Genomic DNA, 23,203 nt, shown 5'->3' with positions numbered 1-23,203 from the left:
CGTCGTGACGAAGAGCCATCCCGCGATCGTGGATCTCAGTGAGATCGAGCCCAACACCAGGCGTGGTGGCGATCTACGCGCCATGCTCACCCCCACCACAGTCGGCTCCACCAGCGGTTTCATGGGTGTGGCCATCGTGCAGCCCGGCGACCGCATCGCCGAGCACTACCACCCGTACTCCGAGGAGTTCGTCTACGTCGTCTGCGGGCAGCTGGAGGTCGACCTGGACGGCGAACCCCATCCGCTGCTGCCGGAGCAGGGACTGATGATCCCCGCCCATGTACGGCACCGCTTCCGCAACGTCGGCAACGTGGAGGCCCGCCTGGTCTTCCACCTCGGCCCGCTGGCCCCGAGCCCGCCGCTCGGCCACGTCGACACCGAGGAGACCGACGCCGTACCGGTCGCGGCCCACGAGGGCGGGCACCGGATCGCCGAGCGAAGTCGAGTCGGCTCATGACCAGGCGCGTCGCGGTCACCGGCATCGGCGTCGTCGCCCCCGGCGGGATCGGCATACCGGCGTTCTGGGATCTCCTCGCGAACGGCCGCACGGCGACGCGGGGCATCACGTTCTTCGACCCGTCCGGGCTGCGCTCGCGGATTGCAGCAGAGTGCGACTTCGACCCGTCGGCCCACGGGCTGGCGGCGGAGGACATCGCGCGCTGCGACCGGTACATCCAGTTCGCGCTGGTCGCGGGGGAGGAGGCGGTACGGGACTCCGGCATCGACCTCGCCGCCGAGAACCCCTGGCGCGTCGGCGTCTCCCTGGGCACCGCCGTCGGCGGAACCACCCGGCTGGAGCACGACTACGTGCTGGTCAGCCATGGCGGGCAGCGCTGGGACGTGGACCACCGGGAGGCCGGCCCGCATCTGCACCGGGCGTTCTCGCCCAGCACCCTCGCCTCGACGGTGGCGGAGCGGTTCGAGGCGCGCGGGCCGGTGCAGACCGTCTCCACCGGCTGCACCTCGGGACTCGACGCGGTGGGCTACGCCTTCCACGCGATCGAGGAGGGCAGGGCCGACGTGTGCATCGCCGGCGCCTCCGACTCCCCGATCTCCCCCATCACGATGGCCTGTTTCGACGCGATCAAGGCCACCTCCCCGAACAACGACGACCCCGCGCACGCCTCCCGGCCCTTCGACGCCGACCGCAACGGGTTCGTCATGGGCGAGGGCGGAGCGGTACTCGTCCTGGAGGAGCTGGAACACGCCCGGGCGCGCGGCGCGCGCGTGTACTGCGAGCTCAGCGGTTACGCCACCTTCGGCAACGCGTACCACATGACCGGCCTGACCACCGAGGGCGTGGAGATGGCCCGCGCCATCGAGGACGCCCTCGACCACGCCCGGCTCGACGGCACGGCCATCGACTACGTCAACGCCCACGGGTCGGGAACCCAGCAGAACGACCGGCACGAGACGGCCGCGGTCAAACGGGTCCTGGGCGCCCACGCCTACGCCACGCCCATGAGCTCCATCAAGTCCATGGTGGGCCACTCCCTCGGCGCGATCGGGGCCATCGAGGTCGTCGCCTGTGTGCTGGCCCTGGCCCACCAGGTCGTCCCGCCCACCGCGAACTACGAGACCCCGGACCCCGAGTGCGACCTGGACTACGTCCCGCGCGTCGCCCGGGAGCGGCGGCTGAACAGCGTCCTCTCCGTGGGCAGCGGCTTCGGCGGCTTCCAGTCCGCGGTGGTCCTCACCCTGCCGAAGGGAAAGACGCCATGAGCGAACCCCACACCCGGCGCGCGGTCGTCACCGGGATCGGCGTGGTCGCGCCCAACGGAACCAGCACCGAGACCTTCTGGAAGTCCACCAGGGAAGGGCTCAGCGTGCTCGACCGGGTCACCCGCGAGGGGTGCGAGCACCTGCCGCTCCGCGTGGCCGGCGAGATCCGGGACTTCGATCCGCCCTCGGCGGTCGAGGAACGCTACCTCGTCCAGACCGACCGGTTCACCCACTTCGCCATGGCCGCGGCCGACCTGGCCATCGACGAGGCCGGCCTCAGCCGGTCCGAGACGGACGCGTCGCCGTTCTCCGTGGGCGTGGTCACCGCGGCCGGTTCCGGCGGCGGCGAGTTCGGGCAGCGGGAGCTGCAACAGCTGTGGGACAAGGGCAGCCGCTACGTGGGGCCGTACCAGTCCATCGCCTGGTTCTACGCGGCGAGCACCGGCCAGATCTCCATCCGTCGGGGCTTCAAGGGCCCCTGCGGTGTGGTCGCCGCCGACGAGGCCGGGGGCCTGGACGCGCTGGCGCACGCGGCGCGCGCCGTACGGCGCGGCACCGACGTGCTGGTGGCCGGCGCGACCGAGGCGCCGCTGGCCCCGTACTCGGTGGTCTGCCAACTCGGCTACGAGGAGCTGAGCACGGTGGACGTCCCGGAGTGCGCCTACCGCCCGTTCACCTCCGCGGCCTGCGGGTTCGTGCCCGCCGAGGGCGGCGCGATGCTCGTCGTGGAGGCCGACACCGCGGCCCGGGAACGGGGCGCGGCGGTGCGGGCGACGCTGGCGGGACACGCGTCGACGTTCACCGGCGCCTCCCGCTGGCACGAGTCCCGCGAGGGGCTGGCCGAGGCCATCCGGGGCGCCCTGGAGGAAGCCGCGTGCGCCCCCGAGGAGATCGACGTGGTCTTCGCCGACGCCCTCGGTGTGACGGAGGCCGACCGCGCCGAAGCCCTGGCGATCACGGACGCGCTGGGCGCCCACGGCGGGCGCGTTCCCGTGACGGCGCCGAAGACCGCCATCGGCCGGGCCTACTGCGCGGCACCCGTCCTGGACGCCGCCGCGGCGGTGCTCGCGATGGAGCACGGCGTGATCCCCCCCACCCCCAACGTCCACGACGTCTGCCACGACCTCGACCTCGTGACCACCCGGGCCCGCGCCGCCGAACTGCGGACCGCGCTGGTCCTCAGCCGGGGACTCATGGGGTCGAACTCGGCGCTGGTGCTACGGCTCGGCGCCGCCGACACCTCCTGACGAGGTCTCGTCAGGACACATCACGGAGCAAGGAGAGACATCGCATGAGTGCGACCATCACCGCGGAAGAGCTGGCCGAACTGATGAAGAAGGCCGCCGGGATCACCGTGGCCCCGGAGGAGCTCCGGCAGCGGTCCGACGACGGCTTCGACAGCTTCGGCATCGACTCGCTCGGTCTGCTCGGCATCGTGGGCGAACTGGAGAAGCGCTACGGCACGCCGATGCCCCCGGACTCGGAGAAGAGCAAGAGCCCCCGGCAGTTCCTCGACACCGTCAACAGCGCACTTCTCGCGGGAGCCTGACATGGCCGGACACACGCAGAACGAGATCACCATCGGCGCGCCGGTCGACCTGGTCTGGGACATGACCAACGACGTCGACAACTGGCCACGGCTGTTCAGCGAGTACGCCTCCGTGGAGATCATCTCGCGGGAGGGGAACCGGACCACGTTCCGGCTGACCATGCACCCCGACGCGAACGGCACCGTGTGGAGCTGGGTCTCGGAACGGGAGACCGACCGCGACACCCTCAGCGTGCGGGCCCGCCGCGTCGAGACCGGCCCCTTCGCCTACATGAACATCCTGTGGCGGTACGAGGAGGTGCCCGACGGCACCCGCATGGTGTGGACGCAGGACTTCGAGATGAAGCCGGACGCGCCCGTCGACGACGACTGGATGACGGACAACATCAACCGGAACTCCAAGGTCCAGATGGCGTTGATCCGGGACCGTATCGAGCAGGCCGCCAAGGAACGCCGGCTCGTGCCGACGCTGTCCGACTGATCCCGACGGAGGGCAGCACGATGCACCAGTCACTGATCGTCGCCCGGATGGCCCCGGGGTCGGCCCCCGACATCGCCGATGTGTTCGGGGAGTCGGACCGCGGGGAACTGCCCCACCTCGTGGGGGTGGCCCGGCGCAGCCTCTTCCAGTTCGGTGATGTGTACCTGCACCTCATCGAGTCGGAGCGGGACCCCGGCCCCGCCATCGCCAAGGCGGCCGGACATCCCCTGTTCCAGGACGTCAGCGAACGGCTCTCGGCGTACGTCAGCGCGTACGACCCGGCGACCTGGCGTTCACCGAAGGACGCGATGGCGCACTGCTTCTACCGCTGGGAGCGGGACACCGCCTCCTGAACCGCCGAGGCGAGGCGCCGGTCGCCGGGCACACGACCCTCGTGTGCCCGGCGACCGGCCGCCCGGGGGACACCGCCGGATGTCGGTGTCGTCCGGCGGACGAATCACCCGGGGACGGTGCAGTCGAACGCGTGCAGGTAGGGGTTGACGGGGCGGATGTCGTCGATGACGAGGCCCGCGTCCGTGATCCTGGCGATCATGCTCTCGGTGGTGTGCTTGGCCCCACCGACGTTGAGGAGCAGCAGCAGGTCCATCGCGGTGCTGAACCGCATCGAGGGCGTGTCGTCCACGAGGTTCTCGATGACGATGACCCGCGCGCCGGGACCGCCCGCCTCGATGACGTTGCGCAGGGTCCGGCGGGTGCTGTCCTCGTCCCACTCCAGGATGTTCTTGATGATGTACACATCGGCCTGGGCGGGGACGGCCACGCGGCAGTCGCCGGGCACGATGCGCGTCCGGTCCGCGAGCGCGCCGCCCGGCCGCAGCCGCGGGTCGGCGTTCTCCACCACGCGCGGCAGATCGAGCAGGATGCCCTTCAGCGACGGGTGCTTCTCCAGCAGGCTCGCCACCACATGGCCCTGACCGCCGCCGATGTCGGCGACGGACGAGCTCCCCGACAGGTCGAGGAACCGCGCGACGTCCCGCGCGGACTGCGCGCTGGAGGTCGTCATGGCCCGGTTGAAGACGTCGGCGGATTCCGGGGCGTCGTTGTTGAGGTAGTCGAAGAACTCCTTCCCGTACAGGTCCTCGACGACGTTCCGGCCGGAGCGCACCGCCTCGTCCAGCCTGGGCCAGGCGTCCCAGGTCCACGGCTCGGTGCACCACAGCGCGATGAAGTGCAGGCTGTCCGGGGCGTCCTCGCGCAGCTGCCGCGACATGTCGGTGTGGACGAAGGTCCCGTCCCGCTGCTCGGCGAAGACGCCGTAGCAGGACAGCGCCCGCAACAGCCGTCGCAGCGGCTTCGGTTCGGCCTTCACCGCCGCCGCGAGGTCCGTGACGGACATCGGCTCGTCCCCCAGGGCGTCGGCGACGCCGAGCCGGGCGGCCGCACGGATGGCGGCGGCGCACGCGGCACCGAAGACGAGTTCCCGAAGCCGCATGGCCGGCGGCGGTGCGCCCTGCGCGCTCTGTGTGCTCTGTGCGGTGTCTGCGGTCTGTGCGGTCTGTGCGGTCTGTGCGGTCTGTGCAGTCGTCATGCGCCGCTTCCCTTCCTCGAGTTCATGAGAGACGCTCGCGCGACCGGGCGGCGGGTCAGCACAGCCCCGCGGGCCTGGACGCCCGGCAGGAGTTGCGTTCGAAGGTGTTGCCCTTGCCGGTGTCCGTGTTGACGAGGTCAGCGGGCGCGTTGCCCTTCACCACGTTGTCGGTGATCCGGTTCCGCTCGCTGGGGGTGCCCACGAAGCTCTTCCAGAGGACGATGCCGCCGGACAGCGGGGAGGCGCCGGAGTGGTCCATGACCCGGTTCCCCGTCACCAAGGTGTCCTCGGTGCCGGTCAGGACGATGCCGGAACCCTGCAGCGCGTCCAGCCGCGCGGTCTTCGGGCAGGACTTGTTGTTCTGCGCGACGAGGTTGCCCCGCACGGTCAGTGCGCCGGCCCTCGGCTTGTTCTCGTCGCCGACGACGAACACGCCCGCGCAGTTGCCGGTGAGGTGGTTGTCCGCGACGGTGAGGTTCCGCAGGCGCCGGACGGTGATGCCGATCCGGTTGTCCGACACGCGGTTGCGCTCGACCACCGCTCCCAGGGTGTCCTGGGCGCCCTCCTCGGCCTTGATGGTGTTCGCGAGGAACAGACCGGCGTCGCCGTTGCCCCGGGCGGTGTTCGACCGGAGCACACCACGCACCGAACGCTCCTGGGCGATGCCCCAGACCCCGTTCTTCGTCGCGGTCACATTGCGCACGGTCAGCCGGTCGGTCGACGTGGCGAGCACACCGCTCCCGGCGAAGCCGGTCACGGTGAGGGAGGCGATGGTGACGCCCCGGACGTTGCGGCCCTTGGCGCCCGTCACACAGATGCCGTTGCCGCCCTTGGCGCAGCTGTCCCCGGCCTTCTTCGCGGCCGGCTTGATGACGGTGCCGCGGCCCATGCCGCGCAGCGTGACCCGCGGCGTGCTCACCGTGACGCTCTCGTGGTAGGTGCCGACGGTCAGGAGAACGGTGTCTCCCGGCCGGGCGGAGTCCACCGCTCTCTGGATCGACTCCCCGGGAAAGACCACGTGGATCATCTGATGGGCGGCGACCGGAGGGGCGGCCACGAGCCCCGTGCCGAGGACCGCCGCGGAGCACACCATGGAGGCGATATGGGATTTCTTCATATTTCGCACGGTATTTCCCGGGGCCGGTGAACAGCCCGGATAGACCATCCGGCGGCGTGTCCTGGGTGCGGCGCGCTGCCGAGGTGCGGGTCGAAGAACGCCCGTGCGTAGCGCCGGGTGGTCTGTGAGGCGCGGGCGGCGGGCAGGGCGGTGCCGAAGCCGAGGCCGAGTTGTCCCGCGAGGAGCCCGACATCGGTGCGGGAGGCGTGCCCGGCGCCGGCGACCACCAGCGACCGCTTCCACCCGGTCAGCCGCTCCCAGTCGCGCTCCCAGGTGACAGCCGGGCCTCCGCCTCCCCGGGGTGTACGCGGACGCCCTGTCCAGGAACAGGAAGGGCCACCCCAGGCCCTCTTACGGGGATCGGGACGTCGGTGGCGTCGTCGATGTCGATGCCGGCGCGGACCCGCGGGTCGGCGAGCGTGGCCGTGCTGGTGCTCGCGCCTGCGACGGAGTGGCCCGCCATCCCGGCCCCTGGCCGGCTTCCCCCGTGTCGGCTTGAACCCGTGGTCACCGGCCCACGGGATCACCGTGGGCACCGTCGTCGCGGCAGCGCAGTGTCATGTGGCCGCCGTGGTGCAGTGGAGTACCCGGCCGCAGACGGGTCACCTCGTGCCCCGTCTCCGCGTCGACGAGATGTACCTCGCCGTGGCCGCCCCGGCTGACGGCGATCCAGTCGGAGCCCGGTGAGGCGGCCACCGCCCGGCGCTGGACGCCCTCCCAGGGGGTGCTGCCGCGACGCGGAGCGCCCTCCATGGCCGGCAGGGGAATCCGGCGCACGATGCCGTCCGTGTCCAGGAGGACCAGTTCGTCGCCGTCGGGGTGGATGCGCGTGAAGGCCGTGTGGCGTCGGGCGAAGGCCAGCCGGAAGACGAGTCCGGGGCCCAGTTCCGTGTGGTGCGTGCGGCCCGTCTCCAGGTCGTGCCGCCATGCCTGGTTGGTCCATTCCGGCCAGCGCAGCGGGTCCGGGTCGCCGCCGCGCAGTGTGCTCCACAGCGCCCGCCGTCGGGTGTCGAGCCGGAGGTACCAGCCGCGGGCGGGCGACTCCCAGGGGACCACCGCCTCGTTGACGAGGACGTCGCCGTTCCTCCGGGCCCGGTGCACTCCCTCGCCCGTGGCCGCGAACACGTCTTCCGTGCCGGGTACCTGCGCGTCCCCGTGTCCGTCGTCCGGCAGCGGCAGGACCGCGTGCGGTGTGACCGGGGGACAGCCGGGCGGAGCCGCGAGGAGGTCGACGAACCGGTGGACGGCGAGTTCCCCGGGCTCCCGGTGCCGCAGCACGATCAGCGGATCGTCGCCGCCCAGCACCGTCACGCCCGGTTCGCCGACGCGGGTGCGCACCCGCGCCGTGTCCCCGGTGGCCAGGTCGAGGACGGTCAGCAGGTCGGACCACGGTTCGGCGTTCTCGCCCAGGCCGGTCGTGACGGCCAGCAGGCGACCGGACGGGTCGCAGGCGATGTGCTCGGCCGGCACGGCGACCGGGACCGCGCGTTCCACGAGCTTCTCGGCGAACGGATCGAGTACCAGCAGCTCCCCGCGACGGTCGTCGACGCAGGCCACCCGCCCGCCCGGCAGCGCCAGGAACCCCGCGTGTTCGGAGAGGTGACGACCCGGCAGGCGACCCACGACGGCGCCGTCCGGCACGGTCAGCGCATGGACCGATCCGTCCACGTGGTCGGAGACGAGCAGAACGGGTGTGTCGGCGGGCATGGGTTCCTCCAGAAACCGGTCTGGTGAAAACGATTATCATGTATCTTCGGTGCGTTCCCGGTATCCGAGAAAGAGCGAGGGCATCGATGCTGCGCGCACCGTCGAGATTCGTCCGTGGTTGGATCACCGCAGCGCTGGTGGGTTCCGTTCTGGTCGGCTGCGGCCCGTCGCCCGAGGAGTCCGCGGGTGACAAGGCCAAGGCGGTGGCGAAGACGGACGTCACCGTCGAACGCATCAAGGCGGCAACGGAGTTGACCGACACCAACGGGGTCAAGGTCTCTCTGAAGAAGAAACCCGAGCGGATCGTCTGCCTGTTCGCGCTCTGCGACGACATCCTGACCGAGCTGGGCATCGTCCCGACGGCCACCAACAGCGCGTTGCTCGCCCACCCGGACTTCCTGGGGGAGGAGAAGGCCAAGGAGGTCGACGTCATCCCCGGCGGGTTCATCGCCCCGGAGGTGGAGGCGATCCTCTCCCACAAGCCCGACCTCGTGATCGGCCTGGGAGACACCCACGGCAAGCTCGCCCCGGCGCTCAAGGGCGCCACGACGTTCTGGGCCATGCAGCCCGAGACGTGGGAGGACAGTGTGGGGTACCTGCGGGACCTCGCCGCGCTCACCGGGCGCACCGCCGAGGGCGAGAAGGCCGAGAAGACCTTCCGGACCAAGCTCGCCGCCGCCGAGAAGGCACCCAGCGACAAGACCGCTCTCATCATCTACGGCAGTGACGAGAACTTCGGCGTCGCGACCCCGGAGGCCGACGTGGCCGCCAGCCTCTTCCCCAAGATCGCCCAGTACCCGTGGAAGTCCCGTGGTGTGGAGGGCAGTTACAGCCTCGAAGAGATTCTCGCCAGGGACGTCGACGTGCTGTTCGTCGAGACGCTGAGCTTCGGTGACGCCGACGGCAAGCTGTCGGAGAAGCTGGCCGGGAACCCCCTCTGGGGCAAGATCCCGGCGGTGCGGAACGGCGACGTCCACGAGGTGGACTCGGAGGTGTGGGCCAAGGGGCGCGGCACCCGCTCACTCGGCATCGTCCTCGACGAGGCCACGGCCGCCCTGCGGTGAGGACCCCCCTCTCAGCCCCCCTCCCGGCGCCCGTCGCATCAGGAGGGCAGCGTGCGTCACGTCTCACGCGGAGGGCGCAGCCGCTCCTGGCGGCCGTCCTGCTGGGCGTCTCCTCGGTCTGTGCGCTCAGCCTCGGCACCCCCTACGTGCCCCCGCACGGGTTGGTCGCCGCGGTGCTGGACGGCGACACCACGCTCGCCGGGATCGTCGTCACCGAACTCCGCGTGCCTCGCTTGCTGCTGGCGCTCGTCGCCGGAGCCTGCCTGGGGGCGGCCGGACTGGTCCTCCAGGAGGCGCTGCGCAACCCCCTGGCGGTGCCGGAGATGCTGGGCGTGTCGTCCGGTGCCGCGCTCGGGGTGGCCGCGCCGCTGGTGCTGAGCCTGTCAGTGCCCGCCGCCGTCCAGCCCATGCTGGCCATCGGTGGTGCCACATTCGGCGGCGGGCTCACGCTCCTGGCCGCCGGGCTCGGCCGCAGCCCGTCCGCGGTGCTGCTGACCGGCGCCGCGGTCGCCGCCGCGCTCCAGGCCGCGCTGCTCGTCCTGATGGTCATGGCCGACCAGTTGGACCTCCAGCTCATCTACCGATACCTGCTCGGCTCCCTGTCCGCCCGGACCTGGGACGACGTGGCGGGTTTGTGGCCGTGGCTGCTCGTGGCGGCTCCCGCACTCGTGCTGTGCGCGCCGGTGCTGTCGGTGATGCGACTGGGGGACCGGGACGCCGAGGCGCTGGGAGTGCGTGCGCAGCGCGCCCGGCTGGCGGCGCTGGCCATAGCGGTGCTGCTGATCGCCCCGGTGACGGCCGTGTGCGGACCTGTCGCGTGGGTGGGTTTCCTCGCCCCGCACCTGGCCCGGTGGTTCGACCCCGCCGCGGGGGCGGTGCGCTGGCTCCCGTGGTCCGCGGTTTGGGGCGCGGTCGTCGTGGTCGTCGCCGACCTCCCGGCCCGGTTGGCACTGGCGCCCGTGGAGACACCGGCCGGGGCGTGGACGGCCTTGCTGGGGGTGCCGGCCGGGGTCGCGTTGATGCGGTCGGGTGGTCACGGCCGGGCGTCCCGGCGCCGGTCGGCCGTCGCCTCGGCCGCGGTGCGCGAGCCGCTCCCCGGACCGAACAAGGCGGCTGTCGACGCCCTGGACGGCATCCCTCGCACCGGCGCGACGGACGACGTCGGCGCGGAGGCGTCCGCGCGAGGCGGGTTCGACGACGGCTGCCTTCCGCCCCCTTCCGGGGCGACCAGGACGGAGGACATACGGTGACCCGGCGATTCACGGTTCTCGTGGCACTGGCCGTCGTGTGCGCCGGAGTGGAACTGGTGGCCGGGCGCGGCATGTCCCCCGACGCGGCCTGGGACGTCCTGAACGGCGGCGGTGACGCGACGGAGCGGCACATCCTGTTCCAACTGCGCCTGCCCAGGCTGCTGGTGGCTCTCGTCGCCGGTGCCTGTCTCGCCGTCGCCGGGCTGGTCCTGCAGTCCGCCCTGCGCAATCCCCTCGCCGGGCCGGAGGTGACGGGCGTGACCCCGGGTGCGGTGCTCGGAGCCGTCACCGCGACCGCCCTGGGACTCGCCGGGTGGGATTCGCCCCTGGCCGTGGTGCTCGCCGCGTGTGCGGGCGGGTGCGCCGGAGCCGCGCTGCTGTGGCTGCTGGCCGGCCGCGGCCGCGGTGACCCCGCGCAGACCGCCGTGCACGGGGTGTTGGTGTCAGCGGTGCTCGGCGGGCTCACCGCCATGGTGCTCCTGGTGAAGCCGGGCGAACTCGGCAGTGTCGTCCAGTGGCTGGTGGGCACCACGGAAGGCCGGGTGTGGCAGCACTGGCACCTGCTGTGGCCGTGGGCCCTCGTCTGGGGGGTCGCGGCCTGGCTGTTGGCCGGGCCGTTGACCCTGTTGCGCTGCGGGGACGACATCGCCCTGACCGCGGGTCTCTCGGCCCGCCCGGCCCGGACCCTGGCCCTGTTGTGTGCCGTCGCGCTGACGGCCGGCGCCGTGGCCGCCGTCGGGGCGCTGGGATTCGTGGGGCTGCTCGTTCCGCACCTGGCCCTGGCCGTCTTCGGCGCGGACCTTCGGGTGAGCCTTCCCGGCGCCGCCCTGGTGGGCGCGGTGGTGGTGTGCGGGGCGGACGCGGCGGCGCAGTTGTCCTCGCGACTGCTGGCGGGGGCACTGGACTCCGGACGGCTCACCCTGCCGGTCGGGGCGCTCACCGCCTGCCTCGGCGCCGCACTGCTGCTGGTCGTCGTGCGTCGCACACCGAGCCGTACGTTCTGACGTCGAATCGAGGACAGAGCATGACCGAGTCCGTGGGGATCCAGGTCGAGGGGGCCCACTTCGGCTATCCGGGACGACCCGTGCTGAGGGGCGTCGACCTGACCGTCCGACCGGGTGAACTGACCGCCCTCATCGGTCTGAACGGGTGTGGCAAGTCGACCTTGCTGCGGCTGGCCGCCGGGCTGCTGCGACCCGACGAAGGGCGCGTGCTGCTGGGCGAGGACGACCTCGCGCGGCTCTCCAGACGCGCCACGGCCCGGAAGGTGGCCCTGCTGCACCAGTCCGCTCCGGCCGTCCCGGGCATGACGGTGCGTCACCTCGTGCGCCAGGGGCGGTACGCGGCGCGGGGGCCGCTCGGCATGCTGCGCGAGGGCGACGACCCGGTCGTTGCGCGGGCACTGCGGGACGTAGGGGTGGAGGAGTGGGCCGACCGTGACGTCGACGCGCTGTCCGGAGGGGAACGGCAGCGGGTTCGGCTCGCCATGGCGCTCGCCCAGGACACGCGCGTCCTGCTGCTCGACGAGCCGACCACCTACCTGGATCTGCACCACCAGCTCGACGTCCTGCAGACCGTGGTGCGTCTGCGTGAGGAACGCGGGCTCACCGTGGTGATGGTGCTGCACGACCTGGCGCACGCGGCCCGGTTCGCCGAGCGCGTCGTCGCCCTGCGCGACGGCCGTGTGGTGGCCGACGGAGCACCGGGCGAGGTGGTGACCCCGGGATTGCTGGCGGACGTGCTGAAGGTGGCGGGTCGGGTCGGTCGGGACCCCGAGGGCGGATGGCCGGTGTGTTATCCAGATCACCCTCTCCCAGATCTAGAATATGAAAATCAGATTCATTAGTGTGGCGTCTGCGGCGTTCACCTGGATGCCGCAACTCCCGTAGGCATAAGGAGAGTTCATGGAGAACGAGCAGATCTTCACGCCGATCGCCGACCAGGGTCAGCTGGCCCACGCCTCGGCCTCCCACTCCAACGCGCTCGTCGAGAACCCCTTCGACGACAACGAGGAGTAAGCGAGGGTCAGCCACCCTCGACCGTGGGCCCGCCCGTTGCCTTCCGGGCGGGCCCACGCCCTTCCCCCCTTTCGTCCCTCAGGAGGATCGCCGTGTCCCGCAGCCGTCTCGTCCCCGGTGTCGAGGTCGTCGCCGTGCCCGGGCGAGGGCTCGCCGTCCGGACCCATGAAGGGGAGTTCCTCAGCGTCAGGACAGGCGGTGCCGAGCAAGACGTTCTGCTCTCGCGGCTCACCGGCGTGGCAACGAGCCCGTCGGGCGAGGGAGTCGATCGGGTGGTGCGGGCGTTCGAGGAGGCCGGCTATCTGGCGGAAGGGCCGCAGGACGCGCGGTGGCCCACCGCTCGCCGGGACATCCGGATCCTCGGCGATCCGGTACTCACCGAACCGCTCGCCGAGCAGCTGGCCGCCCTGGGCGCCCGGCCGCGTGTGACCGAGGCCGGCTCGGGCGGATCACCGGTGGGCGTCGGGGACCTGCTCGACGGAGACCCCTGCGCGGTCGTGTGGTGCCTCGACGGACCCGTGCCGGACGGGCTGTGGGACGCCGCCGACCTGCTGCCCGACCGGGGCGTGGCGTGGCTGCGCTGCCACCGCGAGGGCTGGCAGGCATACGTCGAACCGGTGGCCGCCGCTCCCGGAGACGTCACCTCGGCGCACATCCGATCCCGGCGGCTCGCCGCCACCCCCGCCCACCGCGAACTGGCCGCGTACTGGAACGGACCCCGGACCTCGGGCGCGCCGGTCCGGCTCGCCCCGCCCGTCGCCACACTGCTCGCGGCGCTGCTCGCGGACGATCTCAGCCGGTGGGCCACCGGCGCCCCCGACACGGCCGGTCTCCCGGCCCGGCGACGGCTCCGTCGCGTGGACCTGCGCAGGTTGACCGTCACCGAGCACCCCGTCCTCCCGGTCCCCGACGTCACATCGCCGCCGAAGAAGGACGGATGAGAGCGTTCGGCACGACCGTGGAGGAACTCGCCACCGACGTGGTCCTCCCGGCCGGCGACGGCCCCTTCCCGGCCGTGCTGATACGCACTCCCTACGACCGGACCCGGCACCGGGCCGAGGCACGTGGCTGGGCCCGCCGCGGATTCGCCGCCGTCGCCCAGGACGTGCGCGGCCGGTTCGCGTCACCGGGGGAGTGGCACCCCTACACACACGAAACCGCCGACGGCGCGGCGGCCGTCCGCTGGATCCGGCGGCAGCCGTGGAGCGACGGCCGACTGGTGGCCTGCGGCGCCTCCTACGCGGCCCACTGCGCCCTCGTCCTCGCCCTCGACGTGCCCGAGGACGCCCGACCCGACGCCGTCCTCGCGGCCGTACCCGCCCTCGGCCTGGCGGAGACGGCACGCGAGGCGTCCGGTGTGGAGCGGCTGCTGTCCCGCGCCGGATGGTGGGCCGCCCACGGCGACCGGCCGGACTCCGACGAGCGCGCGCTGGACAAGGCCCTCACGGCGGACCCCGGCCTCCTCACCCGTCTGCCGCTCACCGGCCTCCCCGAACGGCTGGGCCGCCGGCTGCCCTCCTGGGCGGGTCTGTGGCGGCACCACGACCGCGGACGCCTGATCGCGCGTGCGGCGCACGCCGCCGTTCCCCTGCTCGCGGTGGGCGGCCACCACGACCACTTCACCGAGGACACCGTCGCACTGTGGCACGCCTGGGGCGGGCCCTCGGCGCGGCTGCTGCTGGGCCCCTGGGGCCACGGCCTCGGCTCCACGCCCGGCCCCGACGCCGGCCCGGCCCACCGGGTGAACCTCGGCGAGCTGTACGTGCGTTGGGCCCGCCGCGCCCTGGCCGGCGAACTGACCCCCGGCCGCCGTGGCGCACAAGGGCTGGGCGGGGCCGATAGGTGGCTGCCCGCCGGTACGGAAGGCGAACCGCGCCCCCGCAGGCCGCGGCTGCTGCACGGGGCCGCCTTCACCGCCGATCCCGGCCGCCCAGTCCGCTCCGACGACCTGACCGTTCCCACCGACGGCCTGCCCGACCGCTGCCTGCTGGCCACACCGCCGCTCCCGCGCCCGCTCGACGTCGTGGGCCCCGTGAGCGTGCGCCTGCGGGCCACGGCCCACACGCCGTCCGCCGACTGGGCCGCCCGGCTGGTCGCCCTCACACCGGAAGGGGTCGCCGAGAGACTCGCCGTCGGCATCGTCCGGGGAGAGCAACGGGCCGGCCAGGAAGCCGCGTTCACCATCGGTCTCGGCCGGATCGCGCGTCGGCTGAGCGCCGGCACCCGGCTGCGCCTGGAGATCGCCGGACACCACTTCCCGGCCCACGCCCGCAACCCGCACACCGGGGAGGACCCGGTGACGGCCCACCGGCTGCTCGCCTCCCGGCGCGAGATCGATCCGGACAGCCTGGTGCTGAGCCTGCCCGTGCTCCCGTCCCGCCCCACCCCCGTCGACCCCGCGGAGGAGATCCTGAGATGACGACGCTGCCACTGGAAGCACTCGTCGACCCGGTCTGCGGCATCGTCCGCAAGGTCGAGCCCGTCGAGCACCCCGCGGGCGCCCCGCCCCGCTACACCGCGCTCACGGCCGAGATATCCGACGCCCGCAGACACGGCCTGTGGCCCGCCGACCGGGTCTCCCTCGGCACCACCTTCGGCGACCCCGGCCAAGCCCGTGTCGCCGCGATAGCCGAGGGGGTCGAGCGGTACTGCGGCAACCGCGTGCCGCCGCCCGGTCACCCCGACGCCCCCGTGCGCGCCACCGCCACCGAACTGGCCGACAAGGGCCTGCGGCTCTACGGCCCGGGGGACCTGCCCGCGTACGCCGACTGGCAGTACGACCGGGAGAAGTTCCCGTACCGCCCCCTCACCCCCGACACCCCGGCCCTGTGGACGCGCGGCACCGAACTGCTGCCCGACGGAAGGACGACGGAGGTCTGGGCGCCCGTCGCGCTCACCCATCTCAACTGGCGTCAGGGCGAACTGCGCGAGCTGCCCCGCACCCACCACCTCAACTACGCCGGGATCGCCACCGGACAGGGCCTCGACGACGCCGTCGAACGCGGCCTGCTGGAGATCGTCGAACGCGACGCCCTGGAACTGTGGTGGCATCTGGACGGTCCGGCCCGCGGCATCGACCCGGCGAGCGTGCCCGGCCTCGCCGACGACCTCGCCGGCTCCGCGTTCGACGTCCACATCGTCGAGATGCACTCGGAGTTCGCCCCCTGCATGGCCGCGCTCGTCCACGACCCGCGCCTCGGTCTGTACGCCGCCGGATTCGCCTGCAAGTACGACCCGGCCGAAGCCGCCCGCAAGGCCGTCCTGGAAGCCGTCCACACCTGGGTCTTCACCCAGGGCCTGACCGACTCCGACGGCTGGGTGTTCCAAGCCGTGGAGGCCGGGCTGCTCGCCCGCGGGCTGTACCTGGACCATCGTGCCGACGGCCGTTATCTCGACGCGTGCGGCGAGCAGTTCGAGCACGTACGGGACCTGGGCGCGCATGTGCAGGTGTGGCTGGACGAGCGAATGGCCGCCGAGGCCAGGCGGTTCACCGAGCCCGCGCTCGGGACCGTGTCCCTCGACGAGGTCCAGCCCGGCGGCCGGCAGCGGCTGGTCGACACGCTGCACGCGGGCGGCCACCGTGTCATGACCTTCGACCTCACCACCGAGGACGTCGCCGAGACCCCGCTGCGCGTCGCCCGGGTCCTCGTCTCCGGACTGCTGCCCAACGCCCCCGCCGCCTTCGGCTACTTCGGCTGCCCGCGCCTCGCCGAGGCCGCCGTCGCCCGAGGATGGCGCACGAACCCGCCGAGCGCGCCGCAGGACTTCACGCTGGCGCCTCCGCCGCACATGTGAGGGCCGCACCCGTGGAAGACCTCCGCGAGGACCGTCCGGTCGACCTCGTCACCGCCCTCGCCCGCGCACGCTCCCCGGAGCCACCCGGACCCGATACCCCCGCCGGGGAAGCGGTCCGGGTCTGGCCCGGACCGCCGTGCCCCCTCCCTCGGACGGACCCGGCCGCCCTCGATCTGGGGGCATTGCTGCACCACTCGCTCCGCGCGACGGACGACTCCGGACGCCTCAGGCCCGTGTCCTCCGCCGGTGCGCTCCACCCGGTGGACACCGAACTGCACGTGGGGCCGGGCTGCTCCCTGCCCCCGGGCCGCTACGGCTACGACCCGCTGCGCCACCGCGTCCACCGCCTCGGCCGGCAACCCGAGGGCACACCGTCGGGGGTGACCGCCGAACTCTCCGTCACCGCGCGGCGCACGGCCTCCCACTACGGCCACCGCGCCTGGCCGCTGCTGCTGCTGGACACCGGGCACGCCGCCGCCGCCCTCTTCCTCGCCGCCCGCGCGCTGGGCACGCACGAACCCGACGTACGGCTGGACGGTCTCGCCGAGAGCCCCCTGGCCGTCGTACACGTCCCCCCGCCCGGCGGGCGGGGCGCCCCGGCGCACCAGGACGGCGGCGCCCGCGTCCTGGACCCGCCGGGGGGCCCGGCCACCCCCGCCGAACTGCTGGCGCGCCGCAGTACCCCACCGCCTCTGCCGGGCACCCCGTCCCGGGAAGCGCTGCTGGCGGTCCTCACCACCGCCCAACGGGCGGGCACCGACGCGTCGCGGGAGGCTTTCACCACCGCCGCTGGATCGTGCGGCGGCGACCTGCGCTGGTGCGCAGCGGTGGGCCCGCCACGCCCCGCCCTGATGGCGCTGTCCGCCGACGGCACGACCCTGCGGCGGCAGGCGGCGGGAGAGGCCCGTCCGACCCTCGCGGCCTGGGCCGCGGGCCAGGCGTGGATCGCGGACGCGGGCGCCGTCCTCCTCGCCCACGGCTGCCCCGCCGACGCCGACGCCGCGCACATCCGCCGCACCCACCTGCGGGCCGGCTTCGCCGTCCACCTGGCCCATGTCACCGCCCTGCGCCACGGGTTGGCGGCCCGCCCCGTCGGCTCATGGCAGCAGGCGGACCTCGGTGCCGCCCTCGGCGCCGCCCCGGGCCGGGACTGGGTCGTCCACGGACTGGCCCTCGGCACCCGCCACGCCGACGAGGAGAACACCACGTGATCGTCCACCCCGAGCTGCGCCGCGCCGCCGGGCGCGCCCGGCGCCCCCTGCTCGCGGCCACCCTCCTGCTGGGCGCCGTCACCCTGACCCACCTGGCGCAGGCCGCACTGCTGGCCCTCGCCCTCGCCCACCTGGCCCGCGGTGACACCGGCCGGCTGCCGTGGCTGCTGGCCGCGGTGCTCGCCGTCGTCGCAGCCCGCGCCGGGCTCGCCGTGTGGCAGCGGCGCATCGCCACCCGTGCCGGGTCCCGCGTCAGAGTGGACCTGCGGGACGACCTCCTCACCCACCTGGGCCGACTGGGGCCCGCCCACCTGACCACGGCGAGGGCGGGAGCCGTCCGCACCACCCTCGTCGACGGGGTGGAGGGTGTCGACGCCTACGCCTCCCGCTACCTGCCCCAGCTGCTGATCACCCTCACCGTGCCGCCGCTGGTGCTGGCCGCGCTGGCCGTGGTCGAACCCTGGGCACTCCTCGGCCTGGTCCCCGCCCTGCTGCTGGCGCTGGCCGGTCCGCGCGCCTGGGACAGGCTCCTGGCCGCCCGCGGCAAGGAGCACTGGGACACCTACGAAGGGCTCGGCGCCGACTACCTGGAGGCGCTCCAGGGCATGCCCGCCCTCCGTGCCGCCGGAGCCGTCGGGCGCACCCGCGCACGCCTGGAGGAGCGGTCCGCCGCGCTGCACCGGGCGACCGTGGCCAAACTGCGGGTGTCCCTGGTCGACACCGCCATCACCGACCTCGCCATCCAGGGCGGCACCGTCGCCGCCGCGCTCCTGGCGTGCTGGTCGGCCGTCACCGGATCCACCACGGCGACCGGCACCTATCTGGTACTGCTGCTGGCCTCCGAGTGCTTCCGGCCGGTCCGCGACCTGGCCCGCGAATGGCACGCCGGATACCTGGGCGTGTCCGCCGCGGACGGCCTCGCGGCCCTGCGCACCGCCGAACCGGCCGTCCCCGACACCTCGAAGGCCCCCGCCCACTGGGCGACCCCACCCGAAGTGTGCTTCGACAACGTCCGGTTCACCTACGACGGCACACCGGCGCCCGTCCTGGACGGCGTCTCCTTCAGCGCGCGGGCAGGACGGACGACGGCGATCGTCGGTCCTTCCGGCGCGGGCAAATCCACGCTGCTGGCCCTGCTGCTGCGCCACCACGACCCGCAGGAGGGCAGGATCACCCTCGACGGGCGCCCCACGACCGAGTACGCGCTCGACTCGCTGCGGCAGGGCATCGCCGTCGTGTCGCAGGAGACGTACCTCTTCCACGCCACCGTCGCCGACAACCTGCGCCTGGCCCGGCCCGGCGCCACGGACGACGAGCTGACGAGGGCGGCGCGTGTCGCCGGAGTCCACGACGAGATATCCGCCCTCCCCGAGGGCTACGCCACCGTCCTCGGTGAACGCGGCGCCACCCTCTCGGGCGGCCAGCGCCAGCGTCTGGCCCTCGCGCGCGCCCTGCTCGCCGACGCCCCGGTGCTGGTCCTCGACGAGGCCACCAGTGCGGTCGACGAGCGCCGCGAAGCGGACATCCTCCGCGAACTGATGAACGCCGCGAGCGGCCGGACCGTCCTGGTCGTCGCCCACCGGCTGGCCGCCGTCCGGCACGCCGACCGCATCGTCGTCCTCGACGAGGGGCGGGTGGACGCCGTCGGCGAGCACGCCGACCTGGTCGCGGCCGGCGGCGTCTACGCGCGGCTCGTCGACGCCGGCCGCGCCCACCGAGGGGAACTCGCCGCATGAGCACCGCCACCGCCACCTCCGCCGCTGCCCCCTCCGAAGCGGACGCACCCGCGCGAGGCGCCCTGCGGGCCCTCCTCCCCGCCCTCGCCGCACACCGTGCCATGACGGCCCGCACCTGCGCCGCCGCCCTCCTCGAACAGGGCTCCCTCGTCGCGCTGGTGACCCTGGCCGCGCACACCGTGGGGACCGCCGTCATCGAAGGGCGCGCCCCCTCGGCCGCCACCGTCACCGCGCTGGTCGCCCTGGTCCTCGTGCGCGCCCTGACGACCTGGCGGGAGATGGACCTCTCGCACGACCTGGCGTACCGGGTGCTGGCCGTCCTGCGGGTGCGCGTCTTCGACGGACTCGCCCGCAGCGCTCCCGCTCGCATCGCCGGCCGGCGCAGCGGTGACCTCGCCGCCACCGCCATGACCGACGTGGAGGCGCTGGAGTTCTTCTACGCCCACACCACCGCCCAACTTCTGGCGTCGGGAACGGTCTTCACGGGCGGCTCCCTGGTCCTCGCCGTGGTCGAACCGTGGCTGCTGGCGGCCGTACTTCCGGTAGCGGCCCTGCTCGCCGCGGCGCCCTTCGCCGACGCGCGCGGACGTGCGGCACGCGGTGGCCGCACCCGGACGGCCGTGGCGAGGCTGTCCGCCGACACGGTGGAGACCGTCGACGGGCTGCGCGAACTGCTCGCCTTCGGACGGCTCGCGGAACGCCGCCGCACGTTGGCGGAGCGGGGACGGCAGGTGGGCGAAGCCCAGCGCGCCGAGGCAACCTGGGAGGCGGTCGCCGCATCGGTCCGCGACCTGCTCATCGTGGCCGCCGTCCTCGGCGTGGTCACCGCGGCGGCGCAGTCCGTGACCTCCGGACGGCTGCACGGCGCATGGGCCCCGGCGGCGATGGCCCTGGCCCTGTCCGTCCTCGGTCCGGTCGCGGAGTCGGCACGCGCCCTGAGCCAGGCCGTGGCGCTGCGGGCCGCGGCCGCCCGCGTCGGCGCGGCCGTCAAGGCCCCCGCCCTCTCCCCGCCGCCCGCCGAGCCCCGCCCCCTGCCGCCCGGTCCGTTGGGTGTCCAGCTGCACGGCGTGCGGTTCGACTACGGCGGGCAGCCCGTGCTGGACGGCGTCGACCTGACCGTCCCCGCGGGCCGGACGGTCGCCCTGGTCGGCGTCTCGGGAGCCGGCAAGTCGACCTGCGCCCACCTACTGGCCCGGTTCTGGGACCCCTCCCGGGGAGTGGTCCAGCTGGTGCCCGCCCACGGCGACCCCGTGGACATCCGGCACGTGAGCGACCCCGAACTGCGGCGGGCGGTCGTCCTCGTGGGACAGGAGACGCCCCTCTTCCACGGCACTCTCGCCGAGAACCTACGGCTCGCCGCACCCGAAGCGGACGACGACCTGCTCACCGCGACGGCGCGCCGGTGCGGCGTCGACCGGATCGCCGCGATGGACACCCTCGTCGGGGAGCGCGGCGCGACCCTCTCGGGAGGACAGCGGGCCCGCATCGCCCTCGCGCGCGCCCTGCTGGTACGCCCGCGCGTCCTGGTGCTCGACGAGTCCACCGCCCACCTGGACAACACCGGCGACGCCCAGCTCGCCGCCGCGCTGCGGGAGGAGGGCCGCACCACGATCGTCATCGCCCACCGGCCGGCCACCATCCGCCGTGCCGACCGCATCGCCGTCCTGGAGAAGGGCCGCATCACGGAAGAGGGAACCTGGGAGGAACTCACCAGCCGCCCCGGCAGCGCGCTCAACCGCGTACTCACCACGTCTTCCTGAGTACGGGACCCCGCCCGGGGCCCGGGCGGGGTCCCGGCCGCACGCAGGTGTGCACTGACAGTCGAACATGGCGATGGAGTGGGGGTCAGTCCTCTCCACCGCATGAGGGACGCGGCCTCGAAATCGGTGGACTCAGCCGGAACGAAGGCTTCTTGTGGCCAGGAGGTCGCGGTGGATGTCGAGGGCCGCGGTGGAGCGGTTCAGTGTGATGTAGTGCAGGCCGGGGGCACCCTCGTCGAGGAGGCGTTCGGCCATGGCGGTGGCATGCTCGACGCCGACGCGGTGGCCTTCGGCAGCGTTGTGGCGTACCGCTTCGAGACGGTGGGCGAGGTCCTCGGGGAAGACCGCGTGGGACAGTTCGGCGAAGCGGCGGATCTGGCGTACGTCGGTGGCCGGCATGATCTCCGGAATGATCGGTATGTCGCAGCCCGCCGCCACCACCCGGTCGCGCAGCCGAAGATAGTCGTCGACGTGGAAGAACATCTGGGTGATCGCGTAGTCGGCGCCCGCGCGGCACTTGGCGACGAAGTGACGGATGTCCGATTCCCAGTCGGGTGAGCGCGGGTGCTTCTCGGGGAACGCGGCGACGCCGACGGTGAAGTCGCCCAGTTCCCGGACGAGTTCGACGAGTTGGGCGGCATACGTAAAACCGTCCGGGTGCGCAGTCCAAGGTCCGTTCGGATCGCCGGGTGGGTCGCCGCGAAGGGCGAGTACGTCGCGGATGCCTGCGTCCGCGTACTGGCCGATGATGTGCCGCAGTTCGGCCATGGGGTGCCCGACCGCCGTGAGGTGGGCGACCGGGCGCAGAGTGGTCTCCGCGGCGATGCGTTTGGTCACGTCGACGGTGCGCTCACGGGAGGAGCCGCCCGCGCCGTAGGTGACGGACACGAACGTGGGCGAGAATGCCTCGACCCGGCGGATGGTGTCCCACAGAGTGCGCTCGCCCTTGTCGGTTTTGGGCGGGAAGAACTCGAAGGAGAAGGTCGGTTGCCCACCGGCGAGGGCATCGCGCACCGGGGTCATCAAGGCCTCCTGCGTAAGTGGTCCGCTTTGGGGCGGAGACGACCACTGCATGGGCGGACTGCTCGCTGGGCCACCCGCGCTCCGACCTCGAACGGGCCCAAGGTTCGAGCGGCGTCGTCGCATGTGCCTGGTCCCCCGTGTGGGCCGTGCGGGCCGAGCGGGCGACGTCCGGATGGGGCACCGAGGCATCGTCGGCCTCCTCGTATTCCGACCGCGCCGCCCGCCCAGGGCCCGTTCACGACACGCCCGCCAGGCGAGGCTCGATCTCTCGGGCGGCGTCGTGTCCGTAGGCGCGTTCGACGCGGTCGACGAGGTCCGTGGCCAGGAGCTTGTACTCCTGTGTGCCGACCGACTCCAGCACCACGGAGGCGAGGGCGCAGCCGAGCCGAGCGGCGCGCACGTCCGGCCAGTCCCAGGCCAGTCCGGCCAGGAAGCCCGCGCGGAACGTGTCACCGGCGCCCGTGGGGTCGGCGATCTCGGCGGTCGGTACAGCGGGCACGTCGAGGCGGGGCTCCCCGTGGCGGGACAGGCTGACACCCTCGGCGCCGCGGGTGACGATCCACGTGCCGACCCGGTCCAGGATGTCCCGCTCCCTCCAGCCGGTGCGCTCCCCCAGCAAGGCGGCCTCGTACTCGTTGGTGAACAGCAGATGCGCGCGGTCGACCAGACGGCGGGCCTGTGGTCCGTCGAGGCGGGCCAGTTGCTGCGAAGGGTCGGCGGCGAGGCGGATGCCCGCACGGTGCGCGGTCTCGGTGTGCCGCAGCATCGCCTCGGGATCGTCCGCGCCGACGTGAACGAGGTCGAAACCGCCGACGCGTGCGGCCACCGCGGCGAAGTCGATCTTCGAGGCGTCGGCCATGGCGCCGGTGTAGAAGGTGGCGATCTGGTTCTCTGCCTCGTCCGTCGTGCACACGAAGCGGGCGGTGTGCAGTGTCTCGCTGATCCGCACGGAATCCGTGTTCACGCCGGCACTGCGCAGCCAGCTCCCGTAGTCGGCGAAGTCGAGCCCCGCCGCACCGACGAGGTGCGGGGTGAGCCCCAGGCGGCCGAGCCCGAAGGCGATGTTGGCCGCGACGCCGCCTCGGCGCACATCCAGGTGGTCGGCGAGGAACGAGAGGGACACCTGTTCCAGATGGCTGGAGATCAGCTGGTCGGTGAACCGACCGGGGAAGTACATCAGATGATCGGTGGCTATGGAGCCGGTCACAGCGATGCGCACGG

22 protein-coding genes are annotated in these 23,203 nt (G+C 73.2%); 17 read left to right on the top strand and 5 right to left on the bottom strand.

Features of this window, described 5'->3' with window-relative positions:
- The first annotated feature begins 28 nt into the window (after positions 1-28).
- The 6 genes from ACZ4Z2_RS17005 to ACZ4Z2_RS16980 are packed head-to-tail and all read left to right on the top strand — an operon-like array spanning position 29 to position 4,105.
- Positions 29-457: a cupin domain-containing protein gene (locus ACZ4Z2_RS17005; RefSeq protein ID WP_468076718.1), complete on the top strand. Its 429-nt coding sequence runs from the start codon at positions 29-31 to the stop codon at positions 455-457.
- Positions 454-1,722 (top strand): beta-ketoacyl-[acyl-carrier-protein] synthase family protein, encoded by a 1,269-nt coding sequence (locus ACZ4Z2_RS17000; RefSeq protein ID WP_468076685.1) that lies wholly within the window; start codon positions 454-456, stop codon positions 1,720-1,722. Before ACZ4Z2_RS17005 ends, ACZ4Z2_RS17000 begins: the two co-directional genes overlap by 4 nt.
- Complete coding sequence (locus ACZ4Z2_RS16995) at positions 1,719-2,969, top strand: ketosynthase chain-length factor (protein ID WP_468076683.1); 1,251 nt, start codon at positions 1,719-1,721, stop codon at positions 2,967-2,969. Before ACZ4Z2_RS17000 ends, ACZ4Z2_RS16995 begins: the two co-directional genes overlap by 4 nt.
- Positions 2,970-3,013: 44 nt before the next feature.
- Positions 3,014-3,271, top strand: a complete 258-nt coding sequence (locus ACZ4Z2_RS16990) for an acyl carrier protein (protein WP_468076681.1) — start codon at positions 3,014-3,016, stop codon at positions 3,269-3,271.
- Between the two features lies 1 nt (position 3,272).
- The gene (locus tag ACZ4Z2_RS16985; protein ID WP_468076679.1) at positions 3,273-3,752 is read left to right on the top strand and encodes an SRPBCC family protein; all 480 of its coding nucleotides are present in this window, start codon (positions 3,273-3,275) and stop codon (positions 3,750-3,752) included.
- Between the two features lie 20 nt (positions 3,753-3,772).
- Positions 3,773-4,105, top strand: coding sequence for a TcmI family type II polyketide cyclase (locus ACZ4Z2_RS16980; protein WP_468076677.1), 333 nt, complete (start codon positions 3,773-3,775; stop codon positions 4,103-4,105).
- Positions 4,106-4,209: 104 nt separating this feature from the next.
- On the opposite strand, the gene ACZ4Z2_RS16975 is transcribed toward ACZ4Z2_RS16980, so the two are convergent.
- From ACZ4Z2_RS16975 to ACZ4Z2_RS16965, 3 genes are all read right to left on the bottom strand, one after another.
- On the bottom strand, positions 4,210-5,205 hold the full coding sequence (locus ACZ4Z2_RS16975) for a methyltransferase (protein WP_468076716.1): 996 nt from the start codon (positions 5,203-5,205) through the stop codon (positions 4,210-4,212).
- Between the two features lie 151 nt (positions 5,206-5,356).
- Complete coding sequence (locus ACZ4Z2_RS16970) at positions 5,357-6,418, bottom strand: right-handed parallel beta-helix repeat-containing protein (protein ID WP_468076675.1); 1,062 nt, start codon at positions 6,416-6,418, stop codon at positions 5,357-5,359.
- Between the two features lie 507 nt (positions 6,419-6,925).
- Positions 6,926-8,125 carry a YncE family protein gene (locus ACZ4Z2_RS16965; RefSeq protein ID WP_468076674.1) on the bottom strand — a complete coding sequence of 400 codons (1,200 nt, stop codon included), beginning with the start codon at positions 8,123-8,125 and terminating at the stop codon, positions 6,926-6,928.
- An 86-nt stretch (positions 8,126-8,211) separates the two neighbouring features.
- Here ACZ4Z2_RS16965 and ACZ4Z2_RS16960 point away from each other — a divergent pair, with 86 nt between their 5' ends.
- The 11 genes from ACZ4Z2_RS16960 (at position 8,212) to ACZ4Z2_RS16910 (ending at position 20,959) form a co-directional block, all read left to right on the top strand.
- The gene (locus ACZ4Z2_RS16960; RefSeq protein ID WP_468076672.1) at positions 8,212-9,189 is read left to right on the top strand and encodes an ABC transporter substrate-binding protein; all 978 of its coding nucleotides are present in this window, start codon (positions 8,212-8,214) and stop codon (positions 9,187-9,189) included.
- Between the two features lie 86 nt (positions 9,190-9,275).
- Positions 9,276-10,439, top strand: coding sequence for a FecCD family ABC transporter permease (locus ACZ4Z2_RS16955; protein WP_468076714.1), 1,164 nt, complete (start codon positions 9,276-9,278; stop codon positions 10,437-10,439).
- Complete coding sequence (locus ACZ4Z2_RS16950) at positions 10,436-11,443, top strand: FecCD family ABC transporter permease (RefSeq protein ID WP_468076670.1); 1,008 nt, start codon at positions 10,436-10,438, stop codon at positions 11,441-11,443. The genes ACZ4Z2_RS16955 and ACZ4Z2_RS16950 overlap by 4 nt, the downstream gene beginning before the upstream one ends.
- A 20-nt stretch (positions 11,444-11,463) precedes the next feature.
- Positions 11,464-12,285, top strand: a complete 822-nt coding sequence (locus tag ACZ4Z2_RS16945) for an ABC transporter ATP-binding protein (RefSeq protein WP_468076668.1) — start codon at positions 11,464-11,466, stop codon at positions 12,283-12,285.
- 58 nt (positions 12,286-12,343) lie between these two features.
- On the top strand, positions 12,344-12,457 hold the full coding sequence (amiA, locus tag ACZ4Z2_RS16940; RefSeq protein WP_240499128.1) for a streptamidine family RiPP: 114 nt from the start codon (positions 12,344-12,346) through the stop codon (positions 12,455-12,457).
- Between the two features lie 92 nt (positions 12,458-12,549).
- Entirely contained in the window at positions 12,550-13,398 is an 849-nt protein-coding gene (locus ACZ4Z2_RS16935; RefSeq protein ID WP_468076665.1) for a hypothetical protein, read from the top strand.
- Positions 13,395-14,876: a CocE/NonD family hydrolase gene (locus ACZ4Z2_RS16930; protein ID WP_468076664.1), complete on the top strand. Its 1,482-nt coding sequence runs from the start codon at positions 13,395-13,397 to the stop codon at positions 14,874-14,876. The genes ACZ4Z2_RS16935 and ACZ4Z2_RS16930 overlap by 4 nt, the downstream gene beginning before the upstream one ends.
- The gene (locus ACZ4Z2_RS16925) at positions 14,873-16,252 is read left to right on the top strand and encodes a YcaO-like family protein (RefSeq protein WP_468076662.1); all 1,380 of its coding nucleotides are present in this window, start codon (positions 14,873-14,875) and stop codon (positions 16,250-16,252) included. Before ACZ4Z2_RS16930 ends, ACZ4Z2_RS16925 begins: the two co-directional genes overlap by 4 nt.
- Before the next feature lie 233 nt (positions 16,253-16,485).
- Positions 16,486-17,463: a nitroreductase family protein gene (locus tag ACZ4Z2_RS16920; protein WP_468076661.1), complete on the top strand. Its 978-nt coding sequence runs from the start codon at positions 16,486-16,488 to the stop codon at positions 17,461-17,463.
- Positions 17,460-19,199, top strand: coding sequence for an ABC transporter ATP-binding protein/permease (locus ACZ4Z2_RS16915; protein WP_468076659.1), 1,740 nt, complete (start codon positions 17,460-17,462; stop codon positions 19,197-19,199). The genes ACZ4Z2_RS16920 and ACZ4Z2_RS16915 overlap by 4 nt, the downstream gene beginning before the upstream one ends.
- The gene (locus ACZ4Z2_RS16910) at positions 19,196-20,959 is read left to right on the top strand and encodes an ABC transporter ATP-binding protein (RefSeq protein WP_468076657.1); all 1,764 of its coding nucleotides are present in this window, start codon (positions 19,196-19,198) and stop codon (positions 20,957-20,959) included. Before ACZ4Z2_RS16915 ends, ACZ4Z2_RS16910 begins: the two co-directional genes overlap by 4 nt.
- A 132-nt stretch (positions 20,960-21,091) precedes the next feature.
- Here the strand turns inward: ACZ4Z2_RS16910 and metF are convergent, their stop codons facing one another.
- Together metF and ACZ4Z2_RS16900 are read right to left on the bottom strand one after the other, a co-directional pair.
- Positions 21,092-21,982 carry a methylenetetrahydrofolate reductase [NAD(P)H] gene (gene metF / locus ACZ4Z2_RS16905; RefSeq protein WP_468076655.1) on the bottom strand — a complete coding sequence of 297 codons (891 nt, stop codon included), beginning with the start codon at positions 21,980-21,982 and terminating at the stop codon, positions 21,092-21,094.
- A gap of 235 nt (positions 21,983-22,217) precedes the next feature.
- Positions 22,218-23,201 carry a carbohydrate kinase family protein gene (locus tag ACZ4Z2_RS16900; RefSeq protein WP_468076653.1) on the bottom strand — a complete coding sequence of 328 codons (984 nt, stop codon included), beginning with the start codon at positions 23,199-23,201 and terminating at the stop codon, positions 22,218-22,220.
- Positions 23,202-23,203 lie beyond the last annotated feature (2 nt).

This window comes from Streptomyces sp. NPDC030183, from assembly GCF_055573455.1.
This window is presented reverse-complemented; position numbering and strand designations above follow the sequence as displayed.